This window comes from Enterobacter sp. 296B2 (assembly GCF_034106185.1).
Taxonomy (GTDB): Bacteria; Pseudomonadota; Gammaproteobacteria; order Enterobacterales; family Enterobacteriaceae; genus Enterobacter; species Enterobacter cloacae_N.
The window spans coordinates 56,428-75,653 of record NZ_JAWNCA010000012.1; the positions used below are offsets into that span (position 1 = coordinate 56,428).

The 19,226-nt window shown below is 56.8% G+C and carries 19 protein-coding genes; 12 read left to right on the forward strand and 7 right to left on the reverse strand.

Annotated features, from left to right (window positions below; translation table 11 throughout):
• Positions 1–59: 59 nt before the first annotated feature.
• The 7 genes from URZ40_RS11245 to URZ40_RS11275 all read left to right on the forward strand — a co-directional run bounded on the left by URZ40_RS11245 (position 60) and on the right by URZ40_RS11275 (position 10,131).
• Entirely contained in the window at positions 60–1,445 is a 1,386-nt protein-coding gene (locus tag URZ40_RS11245) for a NarK family nitrate/nitrite MFS transporter (protein ID WP_320720551.1), read from the forward strand.
• Positions 1,446–1,512: 67 nt separating this feature from the next.
• Positions 1,513–5,253, forward strand: coding sequence for a nitrate reductase subunit alpha (locus URZ40_RS11250; RefSeq protein WP_316379212.1), 3,741 nt, complete (start codon positions 1,513–1,515; stop codon positions 5,251–5,253).
• Positions 5,250–6,794 (forward strand): nitrate reductase subunit beta, encoded by a 1,545-nt coding sequence (gene narH / locus URZ40_RS11255; RefSeq protein WP_008501747.1) that lies wholly within the window; start codon positions 5,250–5,252, stop codon positions 6,792–6,794. The genes URZ40_RS11250 and narH overlap by 4 nt, the downstream gene beginning before the upstream one ends.
• Positions 6,794–7,489: a nitrate reductase molybdenum cofactor assembly chaperone gene (narW, locus tag URZ40_RS11260; RefSeq protein ID WP_320720552.1), complete on the forward strand. Its 696-nt coding sequence runs from the start codon at positions 6,794–6,796 to the stop codon at positions 7,487–7,489. Before narH ends, narW begins: the two co-directional genes overlap by 1 nt.
• Positions 7,486–8,166 (forward strand): respiratory nitrate reductase subunit gamma, encoded by a 681-nt coding sequence (narI, locus tag URZ40_RS11265; protein WP_061098122.1) that lies wholly within the window; start codon positions 7,486–7,488, stop codon positions 8,164–8,166. Before narW ends, narI begins: the two co-directional genes overlap by 4 nt.
• A gap of 236 nt (positions 8,167–8,402) precedes the next feature.
• Complete coding sequence (locus tag URZ40_RS11270) at positions 8,403–9,116, forward strand: isochorismatase family protein (protein WP_320720553.1); 714 nt, start codon at positions 8,403–8,405, stop codon at positions 9,114–9,116.
• Positions 9,117–9,177: 61 nt separating this feature from the next.
• Positions 9,178–10,131, forward strand: a complete 954-nt coding sequence (locus URZ40_RS11275; RefSeq protein WP_320720554.1) for a helix-turn-helix domain-containing protein — start codon at positions 9,178–9,180, stop codon at positions 10,129–10,131.
• An 8-nt stretch (positions 10,132–10,139) separates the two neighbouring features.
• On the opposite strand, the gene nhoA is transcribed toward URZ40_RS11275, so the two are convergent.
• A complete protein-coding gene (gene nhoA, locus URZ40_RS11280; protein WP_320720555.1) occupies positions 10,140–10,976 on the reverse strand; it encodes an N-hydroxyarylamine O-acetyltransferase in 837 nt (278 codons plus the stop codon).
• 108 nt (positions 10,977–11,084) lie between these two features.
• On the opposite strand from nhoA, the gene URZ40_RS11285 reads away from it, so the two are divergent.
• The 3 genes from URZ40_RS11285 (at position 11,085) to URZ40_RS11295 (ending at position 12,571) form a co-directional block, all read left to right on the forward strand.
• The gene (locus URZ40_RS11285) at positions 11,085–11,657 is read left to right on the forward strand and encodes a flavin reductase family protein (RefSeq protein ID WP_316379215.1); all 573 of its coding nucleotides are present in this window, start codon (positions 11,085–11,087) and stop codon (positions 11,655–11,657) included.
• Positions 11,658–11,783: 126 nt separating this feature from the next.
• On the forward strand, positions 11,784–12,146 hold the full coding sequence (locus tag URZ40_RS11290; protein ID WP_316379216.1) for a CHAP domain-containing protein: 363 nt from the start codon (positions 11,784–11,786) through the stop codon (positions 12,144–12,146).
• A complete protein-coding gene (locus tag URZ40_RS11295; protein ID WP_316379217.1) occupies positions 12,146–12,571 on the forward strand; it encodes a DUF3828 domain-containing protein in 426 nt (141 codons plus the stop codon). The genes URZ40_RS11290 and URZ40_RS11295 overlap by 1 nt, the downstream gene beginning before the upstream one ends.
• A 71-nt stretch (positions 12,572–12,642) precedes the next feature.
• Here URZ40_RS11295 and fusA read toward each other — a convergent pair whose 3' ends face one another.
• Positions 12,643–14,745: an elongation factor G gene (gene fusA / locus URZ40_RS11300; protein ID WP_320720556.1), complete on the reverse strand. Its 2,103-nt coding sequence runs from the start codon at positions 14,743–14,745 to the stop codon at positions 12,643–12,645.
• A 160-nt stretch (positions 14,746–14,905) separates the two neighbouring features.
• On the opposite strand from fusA, the gene URZ40_RS11305 reads away from it, so the two are divergent.
• On the forward strand, positions 14,906–15,205 hold the full coding sequence (locus URZ40_RS11305) for a helix-turn-helix transcriptional regulator (RefSeq protein WP_116339669.1): 300 nt from the start codon (positions 14,906–14,908) through the stop codon (positions 15,203–15,205).
• A gap of 40 nt (positions 15,206–15,245) precedes the next feature.
• On the opposite strand, the gene URZ40_RS11310 is transcribed toward URZ40_RS11305, so the two are convergent.
• Positions 15,246–15,482, reverse strand: a complete 237-nt coding sequence (locus URZ40_RS11310; protein ID WP_316379220.1) for a tautomerase family protein — start codon at positions 15,480–15,482, stop codon at positions 15,246–15,248.
• Positions 15,483–15,542: 60 nt separating this feature from the next.
• On the opposite strand from URZ40_RS11310, the gene URZ40_RS11315 reads away from it, so the two are divergent.
• Positions 15,543–16,004, forward strand: coding sequence for a helix-turn-helix domain-containing protein (locus tag URZ40_RS11315; protein WP_320720557.1), 462 nt, complete (start codon positions 15,543–15,545; stop codon positions 16,002–16,004).
• An 86-nt stretch (positions 16,005–16,090) separates the two neighbouring features.
• Here the strand turns inward: URZ40_RS11315 and URZ40_RS11320 are convergent, their stop codons facing one another.
• The 4 genes from URZ40_RS11320 to URZ40_RS11335 all read right to left on the reverse strand — a co-directional run bounded on the left by URZ40_RS11320 (position 16,091) and on the right by URZ40_RS11335 (position 19,223).
• Positions 16,091–17,092 (reverse strand): Kdo(2)-lipid IV(A) acyltransferase, encoded by a 1,002-nt coding sequence (locus URZ40_RS11320; protein ID WP_320720558.1) that lies wholly within the window; start codon positions 17,090–17,092, stop codon positions 16,091–16,093.
• 191 nt (positions 17,093–17,283) lie between these two features.
• Positions 17,284–17,514 (reverse strand): tautomerase PptA, encoded by a 231-nt coding sequence (gene pptA, locus URZ40_RS11325; protein ID WP_316379223.1) that lies wholly within the window; start codon positions 17,512–17,514, stop codon positions 17,284–17,286.
• A gap of 37 nt (positions 17,515–17,551) precedes the next feature.
• Entirely contained in the window at positions 17,552–18,169 is a 618-nt protein-coding gene (locus URZ40_RS11330) for a glutathione S-transferase family protein (protein ID WP_320720559.1), read from the reverse strand.
• Positions 18,170–18,335: 166 nt separating this feature from the next.
• Positions 18,336–19,223, reverse strand: a complete 888-nt coding sequence (locus URZ40_RS11335; RefSeq protein WP_320720560.1) for a transporter substrate-binding domain-containing protein — start codon at positions 19,221–19,223, stop codon at positions 18,336–18,338.
• Positions 19,224–19,226: the final 3 nt, after the last annotated feature.

A 19,226-nucleotide genomic window follows, 5' to 3' on the forward strand; every position in this document is an offset into this window, starting at 1 on the left:
CACCCATCTTTTTGTTTTTACTTCATTTTTCTCTCCGTTAAGGTAAGCAAGAGGGCGATATGTCGCAACAAAGTGAAAAGAATAATCAGCATCTGTTGAGTAACTGGAAACCTGAAAACACGCAATTTTGGGAGAATAAAGGAAAACATATCGCACGAAGAAACCTATGGATATCTGTGGCTTGTCTGCTCCTTGCGTTTTGCGTGTGGATGCTATTTAGCGCCGTTGCGGTCAACCTCAATAAAGTCGGATTTAATTTCTCCACCGATGAGCTTTTTATGCTAACGGCATTACCTTCGCTCTCCGGCGCGATATTACGCGTCCCCTACTCGTTTATGGTGCCAATATTTGGCGGACGTTACTGGACGGTATTGAGTACCGTTATCCTGATTATTCCCTGCGTCTGGCTGGGGATTGCCGTTCAAAATACGTCCACCCCGTACTGGGTTTTTATCATCATCGCGCTGCTCTGCGGTTTTGCCGGGGCCAACTTCGCATCCAGCATGGGTAACATCAGCTTCTTCTTCCCGAAAGCCAGACAGGGCAGCGCGCTGGGCATCAACGGCGGGCTGGGCAACCTGGGCGTCAGCGTGATGCAGCTGGTGGCGCCATTGGTGATTTTCCTGCCGATGTTTACCTTCCTCGGCGTGCACGGCGTGCCGCAGGAAGACGGCTCGACGATGTGGCTGGCCAATGCGGCCTGGATCTGGGCGCCGCTGCTGCTGCTGGCAACCCTTGCGGCGTTTTTTGGCATGAACGATATTGCCAGTTCAAAAGCCTCCATCGCCAGCCAGCTGCCGGTGCTGAAGCGCTTTCACCTCTGGCTCCTGAGCCTGCTCTATCTGGCGACCTTCGGCTCCTTTATCGGCTTCTCGGCGGGCTTTGCCATGCTGTCAAAAACCCAGTTCCCGGACGTGAACATCCTGCACCTCGCTTTCTTTGGCCCACTTATCGGCGCGCTGGCGCGTTCAGCGGGCGGGATGATCTCTGACAAACTGGGCGGCGTGCGGGTCACGCTGATTAACTTCGTCTTTATGGCCCTCTTTAGCGCCCTGATCTTCCTGACCCTGCCCGGCTCTGGCTCCGGCAGCTTTGTCGCCTTCTATCTGGTGTTTATGGGCCTGTTCCTTACCGCCGGGCTGGGCAGCGGTTCGACCTTCCAGATGATCGCGATTATCTTCCGCCAAATCACCCTCGACCGCGTCAAAAAGCAGGGCGGCACGGACGAACAGGCGCAGCACGAAGCGGTGACGGAGACCGCTGCCGCGCTGGGCTTTATCTCCGCCATCGGCGCCGTTGGCGGGTTCTTTATTCCCAAAGCCTTTGGCACCTCGCTGGCGATGACCGGGTCACCGGTCGGTGCCATGAAGGTCTTCCTCGCGTTTTACATCGTCTGCGTGCTTGTCACCTGGCTGGTGTACGGCCGCAAATCCTCACAAAAATAAAAATTACATCTTCGCCGGAGCGTGATGCAGCACTCTCCGGCCATGCTATCGAAGCAGGAGAAATGTCATGAGCAAACTGTTGGACCGCTTCCGTTACTTCAAAACAAAAGGTGACAGTTTCGCCGATGGGCACGGGCAGGTGTATCACACCAACCGCGACTGGGAGGACAGCTACCGTCAGCGCTGGCAGTTCGACAAGATTGTCCGTTCCACCCACGGCGTGAACTGTACCGGCTCCTGCAGCTGGAAGATTTACGTCAAAAACGGCCTGGTGACCTGGGAAACCCAGCAGACCGATTACCCCCGCACCCGCCCTGACCTGCCCAACCACGAGCCGCGCGGCTGCCCGCGTGGCGCAAGCTACTCGTGGTATCTCTACAGCGCCAACCGTCTCAAATACCCGCTGGTGCGCCGCCGGCTGATTGAACTCTGGCGCGAGGCGCTGGCGCAGCATACCGATCCGGTGCTGGCCTGGGATGCCATTCAAAACGATCCGCAAAAGGCGCAGAGCTACAGGAAGGCGCGCGGTAAAGGCGGGTTTATCCGCTCGAACTGGAAAGAGCTAAACCAGCTGATTGCCGCCGCCAACGTCTGGACCATCAAACACTACGGCCCGGATCGCGTGGCCGGTTTCTCGCCTATTCCGGCGATGTCGATGGTCTCCTACGCCGCCGGTACGCGCTATCTCTCCCTGCTGGGCGGCACCTGCCTGAGCTTCTACGACTGGTACTGTGACCTGCCGCCTGCATCGCCGATGACCTGGGGCGAGCAGACCGACGTGCCGGAGTCCGCCGACTGGTACAACTCCAGCTACATCATCGCCTGGGGCTCGAACGTGCCGCAGACCCGTACCCCGGACGCCCACTTCTTCACCGAGGTGCGCTACAAGGGGACCAAGACCGTCGCCATTACGCCGGACTTCTCTGAAGTGGCTAAGCTGAGCGACCAGTGGCTTGCCCCTAAACAGGGCACCGACAGCGCCCTCGCAATGGCGATGGGCCACGTGATCCTCAAAGAGTTCCACCTCGATAACCCGAGTGATTACTTCCTTAACTACTGCCGCCGCTATACCGACATGCCGATGCTGGTCCTGCTGGATGAGCAGTCAGACGGTCGCGTGGTGCCGGGCCGGATGCTGCGCGCCTCGGACCTTGTCGACGGGCTGGGGGAAACTAATAACCCAGAGTGGAAGACCGTCGCCTTCAATATTGCCGGGGATCTGGTGGTGCCAAACGGATCTATCGGTTTCCGCTGGGGAGAAAAAGGCAAATGGAACCTGGAATCGCTTGCCGCAGGCCAGGAAACCGAACTGACGCTTTCGCTGCTCATTACCCACGATAGCGTTGCGGACGTTGCCTTCCCCTACTTTGGCGGCAACGAAAACCCGCACTTCCGCAGCGTGAAGCAGGAGCCGGTGCTGACGCGCCGCGTGCCGAGCAAAACCCTGACGCTCGCCGACGGCAGCGAGAAACGCGTGGTCAGCGTTTACGATCTGGTGCTGGCTAACTACGGTCTCGATCGCGGCCTGGAAGACAGTAACGCCGCAGAAGGCTATGACCAGATCAAAGCTTATACCCCCGCCTGGGGCGAGCAGATCACCGGCGTGCCCGCCTGGCTGATTGAAAAAATCGCCCGCGAGTTTGCCGACACGGCGCACAAAACGCACGGTCGCTCAATGATCATCCTCGGTGCCGGGGTGAACCACTGGTACCACATGGACATGAACTACCGCGGGATGATCAACATGCTGGTCTTCTGCGGCTGCGTCGGGCAGAGCGGCGGCGGCTGGTCCCACTATGTGGGCCAGGAGAAGCTACGCCCGCAAACCGGCTGGCTGCCGCTGGCCTTCGCGCTGGACTGGAACCGCCCGCCGCGCCAGATGAACAGTACCTCCTTCTTCTACAACCACGCCAGCCAGTGGCGCTACGAGAAGCTGACTGCGCAGGAACTGCTCTCCCCGCTGGCAGATACGTCGAAATTCACCGGACACTTGATCGACTTCAACGTCCGCGCCGAGCGCATGGGCTGGCTGCCGTCGGCGCCGCAGCTCAGCCTGAATCCGCTGCACATAAAAGCCCGCGCGGATGCGGCAGGCATGACGCCGCAGGAGTACACCGTTCAGGCGTTAAAATCCGGCGATATCCGCTTCGCCTGCGAGCAGCCGGACAACGGTAAGAACCATCCACGCAACCTGTTCGTCTGGCGCTCTAACCTGCTCGGCTCGTCCGGGAAAGGCCACGAGTACATGCTGAAATACCTGCTCGGCACCGAGAGCGGCATTCAGGGCGAGGATTTAGGCTCAACGGACGACGTGAAGCCTGAGGAAGTGGAGTGGCAAACCGCCGCCATCGAGGGCAAGCTGGACCTGCTGGTAACGCTCGACTTCCGTATGTCCAGCACCTGCCTGTTCTCGGATATCGTTCTGCCGACCGCCACCTGGTATGAAAAAGACGATATGAATACCTCGGACATGCACCCGTTTATTCACCCGCTCTCGGCCGCCGTCGACCCGGCGTGGGAATCGCGCAGCGACTGGGAGATCTACAAAGGCATCGCCAAAGTTTTCTCCGAGGTCTGCGTCGGCCACCTGGGCACTGAAACTGACGTGGTGTTGCAGCCGTTACAGCACGACTCCCCGGCGGAACTGTCGCAGCCGTTTGATATTCAGGACTGGCGCAAAGGGGAATGCGATCTGATCCCCGGTAAAACGGCTCCGAACATCGCCGTGGTCGAACGTAACTACCCGGAAACCTGGGAGCGCTTCACCTCCCTCGGCCCGCTGATGGACACGCTCGGCAACGGCGGAAAAGGCATATCGTGGAACACCCAGAACGAGGTGGATTTCCTCGGCAAGCTCAACTACGTCAAGCTCGACGGCCCGGCGAAAGGCCGACCGCGTATTGAAACCGCCATTGATGCCTCCGAGGTGATCCTCGCCCTCGCGCCGGAAACCAACGGCCAGGTGGCGGTGAAGGCCTGGGAAGCGCTCGGGGAACTGACCGGGCGCGATCACACCCACCTGGCGCTGAATAAGGAAGACGAGAAGATCCGCTTCCGCGATATCCAGGCGCAGCCGCGTAAAATCATCTCCAGCCCGACCTGGTCCGGTCTGGAAAGCGAGCATGTCTCCTACAACGCGGGCTATACCAACGTCCACGAGCTGATCCCGTGGCGTACCCTCTCTGGTCGGCAGCAGCTGTATCAGGATCATCCCTGGATGCGCGCCTTCGGTGAGAGCCTGGTGGCCTATCGTCCACCGATTGACACCCGCAGCGTCACCCATATGCGCGAGATCCCGCCGAACGGCTTCCCGGAAAAAGCGCTCAACTTCCTGACGCCGCACCAGAAATGGGGCATTCACTCCACCTACAGTGAAAACCTGCTGATGCAGACCTTGTCGCGCGGCGGCCCCATCGTCTGGATCAGCGAAACCGACGCGCGCGAGCTGGGCATTGAGGACAACGACTGGATCGAAGCCTTCAACGCCAACGGCGCCCTCACCGCCCGCGCGGTAGTCAGCCAGCGCGTGCCGCCGGGTATGACCATGATGTACCACGCCCAGGAGCGCATCCTGAACATTCCCGGGTCAGAAGTGACCGGACGGCGCGGCGGGATCCACAACTCTGTAACGCGCGTCTGCCCGAAACCGACGCACATGATCGGCGGCTATGCCCAGCTGGCGTACAGCTTTAACTATTACGGCACCGTCGGCTCCAACCGCGACGAGTTCATCATGATCCGCAAAATGAAAAACATTAACTGGCTGGACGGCGAAGGTCGGGATCAGGTACAGGAGGCGAAAAAATGAAGATACGCTCACAGGTTGGCATGGTTCTGAATCTCGATAAATGCATTGGCTGCCACACCTGCTCGGTCACCTGCAAGAACGTCTGGACCGGGCGCGAAGGGATGGAGTATGCGTGGTTTAACAACGTCGAAACCAAACCGGGCATCGGCTACCCGAAAAACTGGGAAGATCAGGAGGAGTGGCAAGGGGGCTGGATCCGCGGCATACACGGCAAGCTGACGCCGCGCCTCGGCGGCAAAATGGGCGTGCTGTCGAAAATTTTCGCCAACCCCGTCCTGCCGCAGATTGACGATTATTACGAGCCCTTCACCTTTGACTATCAGGATCTGCACCGCGCGCCGGAAGGGGATCACCTCCCTACCGCTCGCCCGCGCTCGCTGATTGACGGCAAGCGGATGGACAAAATCGTCTGGGGCCCCAACTGGGAGGAGCTGCTGGGCGGCGAGTTTGAAAAACGCGCCCGCGACCGCAACTTCCAGAAGATCCAGAAGGAGATGTACGGCCAGTTCGAAAACACCTTCATGATGTACCTGCCGCGCCTGTGCGAGCACTGTCTGAACCCGAGCTGCGTCGCCACCTGCCCGAGCGGCGCAATTTACAAGCGCGAAGAGGACGGCATCGTGCTGATCGACCAGGACAAATGCCGCGGCTGGCGCCTGTGCATCAGCGGCTGTCCGTACAAGAAAATCTACTTCAACTGGAAGAGCGGCAAGTCAGAAAAATGCATCTTCTGCTACCCGCGCATTGAGTCCGGCCAGCCGACCGTCTGCTCGGAAACCTGCGTCGGGCGCATCCGCTATCTCGGCGTGCTGCTGTACGACGCGGACCGCATTGAAGAGGCGGCAAGCACCGAGCATGAAACCGATCTGTACGAACGCCAGTGTGACGTATTCCTCAACCCGAACGATCCGGCGGTGATTGAGGAAGCGCTGAAACAGGGTATTCCGCAGAACGTGATTGACGCCGCCCAGCGTTCGCCGGTCTACAAAATGGCGATGGACTGGAAGCTCGCCCTGCCGCTGCACCCGGAATACCGCACCCTGCCGATGGTCTGGTACGTGCCGCCGCTGTCGCCGATTCAGTCCTACGCGGACGCCGGCGGCCTGCCGCAGAGTGACGGCGTCCTGCCTGCCGTGGAAAGCCTGCGTATTCCAGTGCAGTACCTGGCAAACATGCTCAGCGCGGGCGATACCGGCCCGGTGCTGCGTGCCCTGAAGCGCATGATGGCGATGCGTCACTACAAACGCTCCCAGACCGTGGAAGGCGTAACCGATACCCGCGCCATCGAAGAGGTCGGCCTGACCGAAGCGCAGGTTGAGGAGATGTACCGCTATCTGGCCATCGCCAACTACGAAGACCGCTTCGTGATCCCTACCAGCCACCGCGAAATGGCGCGCGACGCCTTCCCGGAGAAAAACGGCTGCGGCTTCACCTTTGGCGACGGCTGCCACGGCTCCGACACCAAATTCAACCTCTTCAACAGCAGCCGCATCGACGCGATCAACATCACCGAGGTGCGCGAACACGGGGAGGGAGAATAATGCAGATCCTTAAAATCATCGCGCTGCTGATTGAGTATCCCGATGAGCTGCTGTGGGAAAACCGTGATGAAGCGCTTTCGTTAATTGCGCAGGACGCGCCCATGCTGCTGCCGTTTGCGCAGCAGCACCTGAGCGCCCCGCTGCTGGATAAACAGGCCGAGTGGTGCGAGGTGTTTGAACGCGGGCGCGCGACCTCGCTGCTGCTGTTCGAGCACGTTCACGCCGAGTCCCGCGATCGCGGTCAGGCGATGGTTGACCTGATGGGGCAGTATGAAAAAGCCGGTCTGGCGCTCGACTGCCGCGAACTGCCGGACTATCTGCCGCTCTACCTGGAGTACCTCAGCATCGTTACTGATGAAGAGGCGCGCGAAGGATTACAGAACGTCGCGCCGATCCTGGCGCTGATTGGCGGCCGCCTGAAGCAGCGCGGCGTGGCGCACTATCAGCTGTTTGATGCCCTGCTGACGCTGGCGGGCACGCGGCTCTCCAGCGACAGCGTGGCGAAACAGGTATCCGGTGAAAAACGGGATGATACCCGCCAAGCGCTGGACGCCGTGTGGGAAGAGGAACAGGTGAAGTTTATCGAAGACAACGCCACATCGTGCGACAGCTCGCCGATGCAGCAATATCAACGACGCTTTAGCCAGGACGTCGCTCCGCAGTACGTGGACGTCAGCGCCGGAGGCCCAAAATGATCCATTACCTGAACGTGTTTTTCTATGACATTTATCCGTACATCTGCGCCACCGTGTTTTTCCTCGGCAGCTGGCTGCGCTACGACTACGGGCAGTACACCTGGCGCGCCTCGTCGAGCCAGATGCTCAGCAAGCGCGGTATGAACTGGGCCTCTAACCTGTTTCATATCGGGATTCTGGGGATCTTCTTCGGGCACCTGTTCGGCATGTTAACCCCTCACTGGATGTACGCCTGGTTTTTACCCGTCGCGGTTAAGCAACAGCTAGCCATGATTGCGGGCGGAATTTGCGGCGTGCTGACGCTGATTGGCGGGTCAATGCTGCTTTACCGCCGCCTGTTCAACCAGCGGGTGCGCGCCACGTCCACCACGCCGGATATCATTATCATGAGTATTTTGCTGATCCAGTGCATCCTCGGGCTTTCAACCATTCCTTTCTCCGCCCAGTACCCTGACGGAAGCGAGATGATGAAGCTGGTCGGCTGGGCGCAGGGGATCGTGACGTTTAAGGGGGGCTCATCGGAGATGCTGAGCGGCGTTGCGCCGATCTTCCGCGTTCATCTGGTGCTGGGGATGACGATCTTCCTTATCTTCCCGTTCACCCGCCTGGTGCACGTGTGGAGCGCGCCGTTTGAGTACTTTACCCGGCGGTATCAGGTGGTGAGATCGCGCCGTTGATTTTGTCGGGTGGCGGCTTCGCCTTACCCGACCTGCGTTCAAGCTAGTGTAGGCCCGGGAAGGCGATGCCGACCGATAAAAACCACGTTCTGGTCAATCGTCCGCTGATTGAACCCGTTAGATATGCCGTCTCATAATGGCCCAAAAGTATCGTTATTGGTTCTCCAGGTGACTCATACCGTTAGCGACAGTGAGAAATAATGGCTCCCGAACACAACACAGAAGGAGTTCGCGTGATGAAACCATTTTTTCGTACAGCATTGCTAATCGGCATGATGAGCGCATTTTCCACTGAGGCTACCGCACAGGAGACAACCCGCATGAATACCAAAACCATTCGTGCAATGACGGGCGCAACGGCGACTTCGTCTTTATCCGCCTCACAAACTGCGTTAATCGTGGTGGATATCCAAAACGAATATTACGCAGGTAAAGATTTTCGTGGTCAGATGGTGATCCCTGATGGTGATAAGGTACTGAAGAATAGTCAAAAGCTGGTTAGCTATGCCCACCAAAAGGGGATGCCGGTCTACTTCGTTCGTCATATGGGGCCGAAAGACAGTCCACTGTTTGCCGAGGGATCTATCTATGCGCAGTTCCATAAAGATCTGCAGCCTTCTGCGCAAGACGCCATTATCACCAAAGCGACCCCGAGCTCTTTTGTTGGCACCGATCTGGATGCGCAATTAAAGAAAAAAGGGATTAAAAAGGTGATTGTGATTGGCCTGATGACGCATATGTGCATTTCGTCCACCGCGCGTGATGCTGTACCGCTGGGTTACAGCGTGATTATTCCTGACGATGCAACGGCAACACGCGATCTGGATGACGGTCAGGGTGGCGTGGTGGATCACAAAACGCTTCAGCGGGCGGCATTAGCCGGTGTGTCCGATGTATTTGCTGAGGTAATGACTACCAAAGACGTTATGGCATTGCCGGTCACAAAATAAGACCGGACTTGCTCCCTGTCACCAGCCAGGCTTCTATACTGGCTGGCACATGGAGGCTTTTATGACGCTTAAAATTGGTATTGTGGTATTTGATGGCATTATCCCTTTTCACCTTTCGGTGCCCTATGCCGTATTTGAGAAAGCGCTAACGCCACAAGGCGAGCCCCTTTGTCAGTTGGTCGTTTGCGCCACCATGCCCGGCGCGCTTAAAACCAATGCCGGATTCTCTATCGTTGTCGAGCGTGGGCTTGATGAGCTGGCCGGAATGGATATGGTGATCGTCCCAAGCTGGGACAGTCCCGAGCATGCCCCGGCCCCCGATCTCCTGCAAGCCCTGCAAAAAGCACATGCCGCGGGTTCGCGTATTGTGGGTTTGTGTATGGGCGCGTTTGTGGTTGCCGCCGCCGGGTTACTGGAACATCGCCCTGCGACGACGCACTGGCGATGGGCGGCTGATTTTCAGCGTCTCTATCCCTCTGTGCAAATGGATAAAGACGTTCTTTATATCGATAATGGTGACGTTGTCACTTCTGCGGGCACGGCGGCCAGTATCGACTGTTGCCTGCATCTGGTGCGTAAGGCCTGGGGTGCGGAAGTGGCAAATAGCGTAGCGCGGTTGCTGGTGGTGCCGCCCCATCGCCAGGGTGGACAACGTCAATACGTAGAACTGCCGGTTCAGAACACGCGTTGTGGAGATAACTTTACCGACGCGCTAGCCTGGGCGACGAAAAACCTCCAGCTTGCGCTCACGCTGGACTGCGTGGCGGAAAAGGCCTGCATGAGCCGTCGCAGCTTTACCCGGCGTTTTCAGCAAACCACCGGTGAGAGTTTTTCGCGCTGGCTGCTAAACCAGCGCATTATCGTCGCACAACGCTATCTCGAAAAAACCGACCAGCCTGTGGATGACATTGCCGAGCGTGTCGGTTTTCCCTCAACAACGTCCTTACGCCGTCACTTTCACAAGCTGCTTAACACCTCGCCATCTCGCTATCGGCGCGAGTTTCGCGGCCGATAGCGAGGAGGCTATTTCCCGTGAGTTTCGAACCCTGCCATCACCGCCGTTAACTCCGCCAGTGAAAAACCGTGCTTCGGATCGTCAACGCCCAGCCCGAAGCGCTCCTGCATCAGCTGATACAGCGCCCCGGCATCCGGTAAATGGATCTGCTCCTCCACGTGCCCGTTCTGCCAGTGGGTGAAGTTGAAGTTGGTCAGCGTCAGCTTGCCGCCGTCCGGCAGGTGGCGACACATCAACAGATGATGACGGAAATGGGACTGCGGCCAGTGCGCCGACCAGAAGTTTCCCATCACGTAATCGCTGAAATATTGCATCGTCAGGTCAAAATGGTACATCGACTGCCAGTGTTCGTGGTGGCGGAACTGCAGCACCCAGTCGTTGCCCTCGCTCAGCAGACGGTACAGCCCGTGCGGGGTCTCTTGCTCCTCGTTGGCAAGCAGACGAATCGGCGCCGTCAGCGTCTGTCCGCCAAACCCCACGTCGGCAATCCAGCGCTCGCCGTTCAGCTCGACCAGCAGCAGGCGATGCGTGCGCGGCGGCATTTGCGGCGGATTTGCCAGCACGACCCGCCCCAGCACGCTGCGCACGGTAAACCCGACTTCACGCAAGACGCGCTCAAAAAGACCGTTTTGCTCAAAGCAATATCCCCCGCGTCGCGCCGTCACCAGCTTGTCCACCAGACATTGATCTTCAAGGTGGATTTCGCGCGGCAGAACAACATCAATATTCTCAAAAGGGATTGCACAGTTGTGGTGTAAATGCAGCGCGCGCAGGGTATCGATATCCACCCGTGTCGGTTGCGCCCAGCCGATGCGGTCGAAATAGGCGGTTAGAAATGGGGACATACATCAGTTTCCTTTGATTGTGATGTTCTGTTTATAAACTAATTTTACACAGTCACTTTGATTTACGTGCTTTTTCGCCATACTCATCGGTGTAGATGAGGAGACCCTATGAGCCATTTTCGCCCTGTTGAATTACGTCATGCCAGCCGCCTGCTCAACCACGGCCCCACCGTGCTTATCACCAGTCGGGATGAAACCCTCGACAGACGCAACGTAATGGCCGCCGCATGGTCAATGCCCGTTGAGTTTGAACCGCCGCGTATCGCGATCGTTGTGGATAAAAGCACCTGGTCACGCGAGCTGATCGAGCGCAGCGGAAAGTTTGGCATCGTCATCCCCGGCGTGGCGGCGGCCAACTGGACATACGCGGTCGGTAGCGTCAGCGGGCGCGACGAGGACAAATTCAACTGCTACGGGATCCCGGTCGTGAACGGTCCTGAACTTGGCCTGCCGGTCATTGAAGAAAAATGTCTGGCGTGGATGGAGTGCCGGTTATTACCCGCCACTTCCGCGGCAGAGAAATACGATACGCTGTTTGGCGAAGTGGTTTCCGCGGCGGCCGATGACCGCGCGTTTGTCGCCGGGCGCTGGCAGTTTGACGGGGATAAGCTGAATACCCTGCACCATCTTGGGGCGGGGACGTTTGTGGCGAGCGGGAAAATGGTGAAGGCGCTGGATTGATTTCCTAAATTATATCCTACTGAATTATAGTAAATTTCTATGGCATTTTATGTTTACTATTGCGTTGTAAAACGGAGGATATTTCCAGAGTTGCTGCATTAGCACTCTCGCGTTAAGGAAATATCAATGACATGGAATAAAGATGGCGCAATCTTATATGCTAAATCACACGCCCAACCGAAGAGCACGGGGTATTGTGCTCACTACGTCACCGAAGCGATCAGAACGGGTGGAAGATTAAAAATCCCCAATACGCGTCTGGCAAAAGACATGGGGCGCACATTGGTCAATGCTGGCTTCCGCCTGATATACGATCAACCTCATGCAGGGGACGTGGCGGTTATTCAGAATATAGTGGGTCATGATAGCGGTCACGTTTGCATATACGATGGTCAGCAGTGGATCAGCGATTTTGTTCAACGCACCATGTACCCAGGGCAGGCTTACCGCAACATACAACCTCATTACGAACTGTTCAGGCATGACTAATGAAGCCACTCTTCTTTTTACTTTTCACCCTGTCTCCATTCGCGATAGCAGATAGCATCTCTTCACCGGGCCAGACGGCGCTTAAATTCAATCAATGGTATATCGCGCAGTTAGAGCAGAACAAACCGCCCGTACTCAATCCAGACATTATGAATGAATACGTTGCCTCAGGGACAATTGCAGCAATAAAAGAATTGTATTCAGGCGACAGTAACGAAAAAGATATGCCCGACGCGGATATGTTCATCAAATCGCAGGATTGGGATGAGGACTGGAATCAGATAACCGTCCTGCACTCTGATTTTGACGCCGTTTGTACAAACGTCTATGTCGCGTTTGGAAAGAAACACGATCACGTGGTAGCAGATTGTCTCGTTCAGGAAAAAGGGAAATGGAAAGTTCGCTCGGCGACGCTGATTAAGTAACAAGCTGATATTAAAAACTTTATACAATGAAAAAAACACATGGTAGCCAAACGACTACCATGTGCAATTAATTAACTCTTCGCACGCCGTGAAATAATCTCATCCGCAACATTCCGCGGTGCTTCCGCAAAATGATGGAACTCCATCGTATACGTCGCGCGCCCCTGGGACATCGAGCGCAGCGTGGTGGCGTAACCAAACATCTCTGCCAGCGGTACGTCAGCGCGAATAATCTGGCTTCCGTACTGCTCGGCCATCCCCTGCACCATGCCGCGGCGGGAAGAGAGATCGCCCATGATGTTCCCGGCGTACTCTTCCGGTGTTTCCACCTCCACGTGCATGATCGGCTCAAGGATCACCGGATCCGCTCTGCGGGCGCCCTCTTTAAAGCCGAGGATTGCCGCCATGCGAAACGCCATCTCCGAGGAGTCGACGTCGTGGTACGAGCCAAACGTCAGCGTCGCTTTGACGTCGACAACCGGATAGCCCGCCAGCACGCCGCTGTTCATCGCCTCCCGCAGCCCCTTCTCAACGGACGGGATATACTCGCGCGGCACCACACCGCCCTTGGTGGCATCTTCAAATTTAAAACCACTTCCGGGCTCCAGCGGCTCCAGGCTCAGGACCACATGGCCGTACTGCCCTTTACCACCGGACTGCCGGACAAATTTGCCTTCGATATCCTTCACCGCCTTGCGCAGGGTTTCGCGGTACGTCACCTGCGGACGACCAATATTCGCCTCGACGCCAAACTCACGCTTCATGCGGTCGACGATGATCTCAAGGTGTAACTCGCCCATCCCGGAGATAATCGTCTGACCGGACTCTTCGTCAGTGTGCAGGCGAAACGACGGATCTTCCGCCGCCAGACGCTGGAGCGCGATCCCCATTTTCTCCTGATCGCCCTTGGTTTTCGGCTCGATCGCCAGCGAGATAACCGGGTCCGGGAACTCCATGCGCTCAAGCGTGATGACGGCGTTCGGATCGGTGAGCGTATCTCCGGTGGTCACGTCCTTCAGCCCAACGCATGCTGCGATATCGCCCGCGCGCAGTTCGTCCACCTCATGGCGATCGTTGGCATGCATCAGCACGATACGACCGATGCGCTCTTTCTTCCCTTTCACCGGGTTATACACCGCGTCGCCTTTGCGTAGCACGCCAGAATACACGCGGATAAAGGTCAGTTGCCCGACGTACGGGTCGCTCATCAGCTTGAACGCCAGGGCCGAGAACGGCTCATCATCGCTCGGGTGACGCTCCGCGTGCTGCCCTTTTTCATCCACGCCGTCAATGGCAGGCACGTCCAGCGGCGACGGCATCAGCTCAATCACCGCATCGAGCATGCGCTGTACGCCTTTATTCTTGAATGCGCTGCCGCACAGCATCGGCTGGATTTCGCCCGAGATGGTGCGAATACGCAGTCCCCTGATGATTTCCGCTTCATCGAGATCGCCCGTCTCCAGGTATTTATCCATCAGATCGTCGCTGGCTTCCGCCGCAGCAGAGACCATTTTCTCCCGCCATTCTCTGGCGGTGCTGACTAAATCATCCGGCACGGGCGCATAGGTAAATACCATGCCCTGCGTCGCATCGTCCCACAGAATGGTGCGCATCTTGATGAGGTCCACCACGCCTGTGAAATGGTCTTCGGCACCCACCGGAATGACAATCGGCACCGGATTGGCCTTCAGGCGTTCCTGCATCATCTGCACGACGCGGAAGAAATCGGCGCCCGGACGGTCCATTTTGTTGACGAAGGCCAGTCGCGGAACGTGATATTTATTGGCCTGACGCCAGACGGTTTCCGACTGCGGCTGCACGCCGCCCACGGAGTCATACACCATCACGGCACCGTCGAGCACGCGCATAGAACGCTCCACTTCAATGGTGAAGTCCACGTGTCCCGGGGTGTCGATGATGTTGATCCGGTGCGGTTCAAACCCTCTGTCCATACCCGGCCAGAAGCAGCTGACCGCCGCGGAGGTAATCGTGATCCCGCGCTCCTGCTCCTGCGCCATCCAGTCAGTGGTTGCCGCGCCATCGTGTACTTCACCCAGCTTGTGGCTCATCCCGGTATAAAACAGAATGCGCTCAGTGGTGGTGGTTTTACCGGCATCGATATGCGCGGAGATACCGATGTTGCGATAACGTTCGAGAGGGATGGGTCGGGGCATGATATTTCCTTAAGTCTCATGACTTGTCTGTGACGACCGGGATGGTCGTGCATTCGTTCGTTTGCTATAATAGTCCTATTGTACGAGTATTATCGAACTATTTTTTAACGGTTGACCTATTGTTGATATAGCTCAATCTGACGCCAAACGCAGGAAAACGATGATCCCAAACCACCCTGAAACTGAACAAATACTGCTGGAAAATGTGCTGTTTGCCCTCGGCAACCCGCTCCGGCTGTCGATTATCCGCCGGCTGGCCGATGGCAGTGAACTCAGCTGTAACGCGCTGCGCCCGGACGACGTGGTGAAGTCCACGATGACCCATCACTGGCGCGTTCTACGCGACAGCGGGGTCATCTGGCAGCGTCCGCAGGGACGAGAAAATATGATTTCATTGCGAAGAGAGGATCTGGATGCCCGCTTTCCGGGGCTGATGGACATCCTTTTACGTGCTCATTAAACCTCTTATCGCCGGGAGGAATATGTGCCTCCCGAACCTATCAGGACGACTGCGTCGACGCGAATTTCTTCGCAATCATTTCAGCAGTAGGCTGTAATCCCCCCAGGCTCCATTGCTCCGGCTCGTGTTCATCAATACGGATCCAGACCGAATTCCGGAATGCCGGATCCCCTTTCCCCTCGATTTCCACCATTAAGTCCGTCATTCGGCGCAGCAATTCACTTTTTTGCTCGGCGTTCATGATCCCTTTAATCGTTTGTACATTCACAAATGGCATTGTATTCTCCCTATAATCAAGGTCTAAAAATCATACTCAGATTAGAAAGGAAAACACCCTGTGTCAAAAGATAAATCATTGCCTTACCTCTCACCCGAACTGTGCGGGCTCGCAGAAGGGGCAAAAATCATTGGCGATCAATGGATTTTGCTGATTTTGAGGGAGGCTTTTTACGGCATCACTCGCTTCGAGACCATGCGCAACCATACCGGCATCACTAAGCAGACGTTAGCAACGCGCTTAAAGTTGATGACGGAGCTGGGGTTGCTTTCCCGAAGACCTTACCGGGAAGAAGGAGCGCGGGAACGGTATGAATACCAGCTTACCGACAAAAGCCGCGCTCTTGCCCCGGTGCTGCTATCTCTGATGGAGTGGGGACACCTGCATGTTTTACACACCGCACCGCATATCACGCTGGTGGATAAAGCGAGTGGTGAACCGGTGCGCATTGGGTATGTGAATGCGCAGGGTCATGAGGTCATGCGAAGCCAGGTTCAGATTGTGCCGTCAACAGAGGGGTAAGCCGGGCGGTGTGCCCCCTGCTTCCCCTGTCAGGTTACCTAATCCAAACCTTCTGCAGCGTGGCGCTCTGCGCAAACGGCACGCTTTTAGTGCTGAACGCCCGAGTGGTCAGAAAAATCGCTGGCGGAGAGAAGATCACCACGTGTTGCCGTCTGTTTCCGGCGGGCATACCGGTCAGGTACGCCTTCAGGACGCGTTTTGAAGCGACGGTGCAGCCACATATATTGTTCAGGTGCCATCAGCACGGCGCGCTCAATCGCCCTGTTCATCTGCGTCGCCACGGCGACTTTGTCGCTGCCCTGTAACGCCTCGCTGATATCCTCCAGAATAATCAGCTCGTATCCTGTACCGTCCGCCCTGCGGCGCGGCACGAACGGAATCACGGCAGGTTTCGCGCTTTTGACCAGCATATAGCTTCCAGCGGTCGTGGCGGCATCCGGAACCGCAAAAAACGGCGCAAACACGCTGTTGGCTTTGCCATAGTCATGATCCGGGGCGTACCACAAAATCTCATTCTGTTTCAGCGAGCGGATCATGCCCTTTAAATCATGGCGATCGAGCATGGTTTTATTGGCGCGCAAACGCCCGCGCGTCTGTAGCCAGTCCAGGAGCGCATTATTGTTAGGGCGATACACCCCAATACCGGGGTTGAGCATGCCAAATATCCGCGCGCCCAGCTCAAGCGTCAGAAAATGCATCCCGACCAGCACCACGCCCTTTCCCTGCGCCCTGGCTTTTTCCATGTGCTCGTAACCCGTCACGGTAAAGCATTTCCGCACCCGCCATGCAGGCCAGAACCACGCCATGCCGGTTTCGATTACCCCCATCCCCACGGATTCAAAATTACGCTGCAGCAAAGATTCACGCTCTTCTGCTTTCATCTGCGGAAAGCAAAGCTCCAGGTTTCGGCGGGCAATCTCGACGCGGCGAGGAAGTAAGCGCATCGCCAGCCGACCAAGGCCATGACCGATTCTGAACAGTAGCGGATAAGGGAGCAGCATGATGAGCCACAGCGCGGCGATGCCTGTCCAGCTTAGCCAGTATCGAGGGTGGAAAAAGGCAGGTGAAAACCGGGGTAATTTTGTCATGAGAAAATTATCCTTTAACGTTGCTGTCCTTAATTGATTCTGTTGTCGATCTTTCCTAAGGATTTATTAAATGTCAGTCAGAAACGTTAAGTGTAACGGATCGGATAAAACTCACGTTTATCGTTTTTTGCGAAATGAGGGTGTGAGAGTCAGGAGAAGCCGGGTAAGACGACGCTACCCGGCCCCAAAAATTACATTGAATACCCAGGCTTCTTAATTAACTCGTCCAGCTTCGGCCCTATTTCGGTATCCCAGACCTGGGCTTTCCAGTCTTCCTGGTTCACCTGGTTCAACGCCACCGATACCGAACTGTCTTTGCTGTTGAAATGGCGAATAATCACCTCGGCGATATCTGCCGCCAGCGCGGTTTTTTGCTCGTCGTTAAAATCGCGGGGAAAACATTTGATATCTACGTGTGGCATATGCAGGCTTCCTGTTATGTGTGAGCCTTCCACGTTATCAGATTATGTTGTTGGCCTTTAACACCTTGTGCAGTTCCGGCAGTTGACACACCGTATCCGCAATCGCCGTAAACCTGGGTGTGTTTGCCGCAAACCAGTCATGCCGAGGCCCCCAGGTGCGCGCCACCGCAATATATACGTCCAGCAGCGTCAGCCGTTCCCCCAGCGCAAACGGGGTAGCCTTAAGCTGGCTTTCAAACCACAAGTAGAGGGATTTCCGGTATTCGATGCAGTTTTTCTGCAGCTGTTCCGGCGCATCCGGCACCCAGCGTTCGGGATAGTCTGCATACGTAAACGTGGGATAGACGTTGGCCACAAACCAGATGAGCAGACGCTGAAACTGCTGACGTTCGGCCTGCCCCACGGGTGGAGAAAGATCGGGACATCTGTCGAGCACCATCAGGGCAATTGCCGCAGTTTCGGTCATGATGGCGCCATTTTCCAGCGCCAGCGTTGGCACCTGACACAGCGGGTTGAGCTTTTGCAGCAGCTCGCGCTGCGGGCCGGGCTGGTCAAACCCGTCCACGTTCACAAACTGATAAGGGATATCAGCCAGGGTGAGCATCGCTTCACCGATCGCCGAGCCCCAGCCGGGTACGCCATAGAGTTTAATCATGTTGCCCCCTGCGGGATGAAAACCCTAAGTGTATACCCGTTATACTTCAAGTTGCAGGTGCGTTGGCTGCACTCACTCACCCCAGTCACGTACTTATGTACGCTCCCGGGGATTCGTTCCCTTGCCGCCTTCCTGCAACTCGAATTATTTTGGGTATAGAGCACCATTAGTAGGTTATCCCAGGCGGGTTGACCTCCGACTGCGTCACCGCTTCCCCCTGTTCGCCCCAGCGCGCCAGCACCTTCTGGTAATCTCCCCGCTTAATCGCGCCGTCAAGCGCGGCCTGCAGCGCGTACACCAGCTCATTACCTTTTTTGGTGGTGGTCGCAACATAGGCTTTTTTTGGCCCTAAACCGACCACGCGGGTTTTGCCCGTAAGCGCTGCTTTGTAAGCTGAAACCGACTGAGGGCCAAAGAACACATCCGCTCTGCCGGACTGGATATAGAGATTGCCCGAGGCATCGTCGTGGAGATAAACCGGCAGCGCGGGCGTCCGCCCCGCCTTTTTGTTCTCTTCGTTCCAGCCCAGCAGAATGCGCTCCTGATTCGTGCCGGAGCCGACAATCACCTTTTTCCCGGCCAGATCTTCCGCGCTTTTGATTGACTGGATCTCGCTTGTGGATTTCACCGAAAACGCCAGAGAATCGACGCGGTAGGTCGCAAAATCAAACTTCTCTTTACGCTGCTCGGTCACCGCAATGTTCACCAGCGCCACGTCGTAGCGCCCGGAGGCAATCCCCAGCGGCCAGTCTTCCCACGCCGTGGGCACAAGCTTCAGCTTTAGCCTCAGGCTGCCCGCCAGCAGGCGGGCCATATCCGGATCGCTGCCGATGCGCGTACGGTTATCGCTGGCCAGCAGCGCCAGCGGCGGAGAATTCAGCATCGAGATGGCGACCGTCAGCGTACCCGGCTCAACGAATTTGTAATTGGCGGGGATTTTCGCCACGGCCTGCGGATCCACCGTCACCGGCAGCGGCTGCTCGTTGGCTTTCAGATCAATGCTGGCGTGGCTCGCCGTTGTGAAGATCAGCCCCGCCAGAAGCCCATATTTCATTGG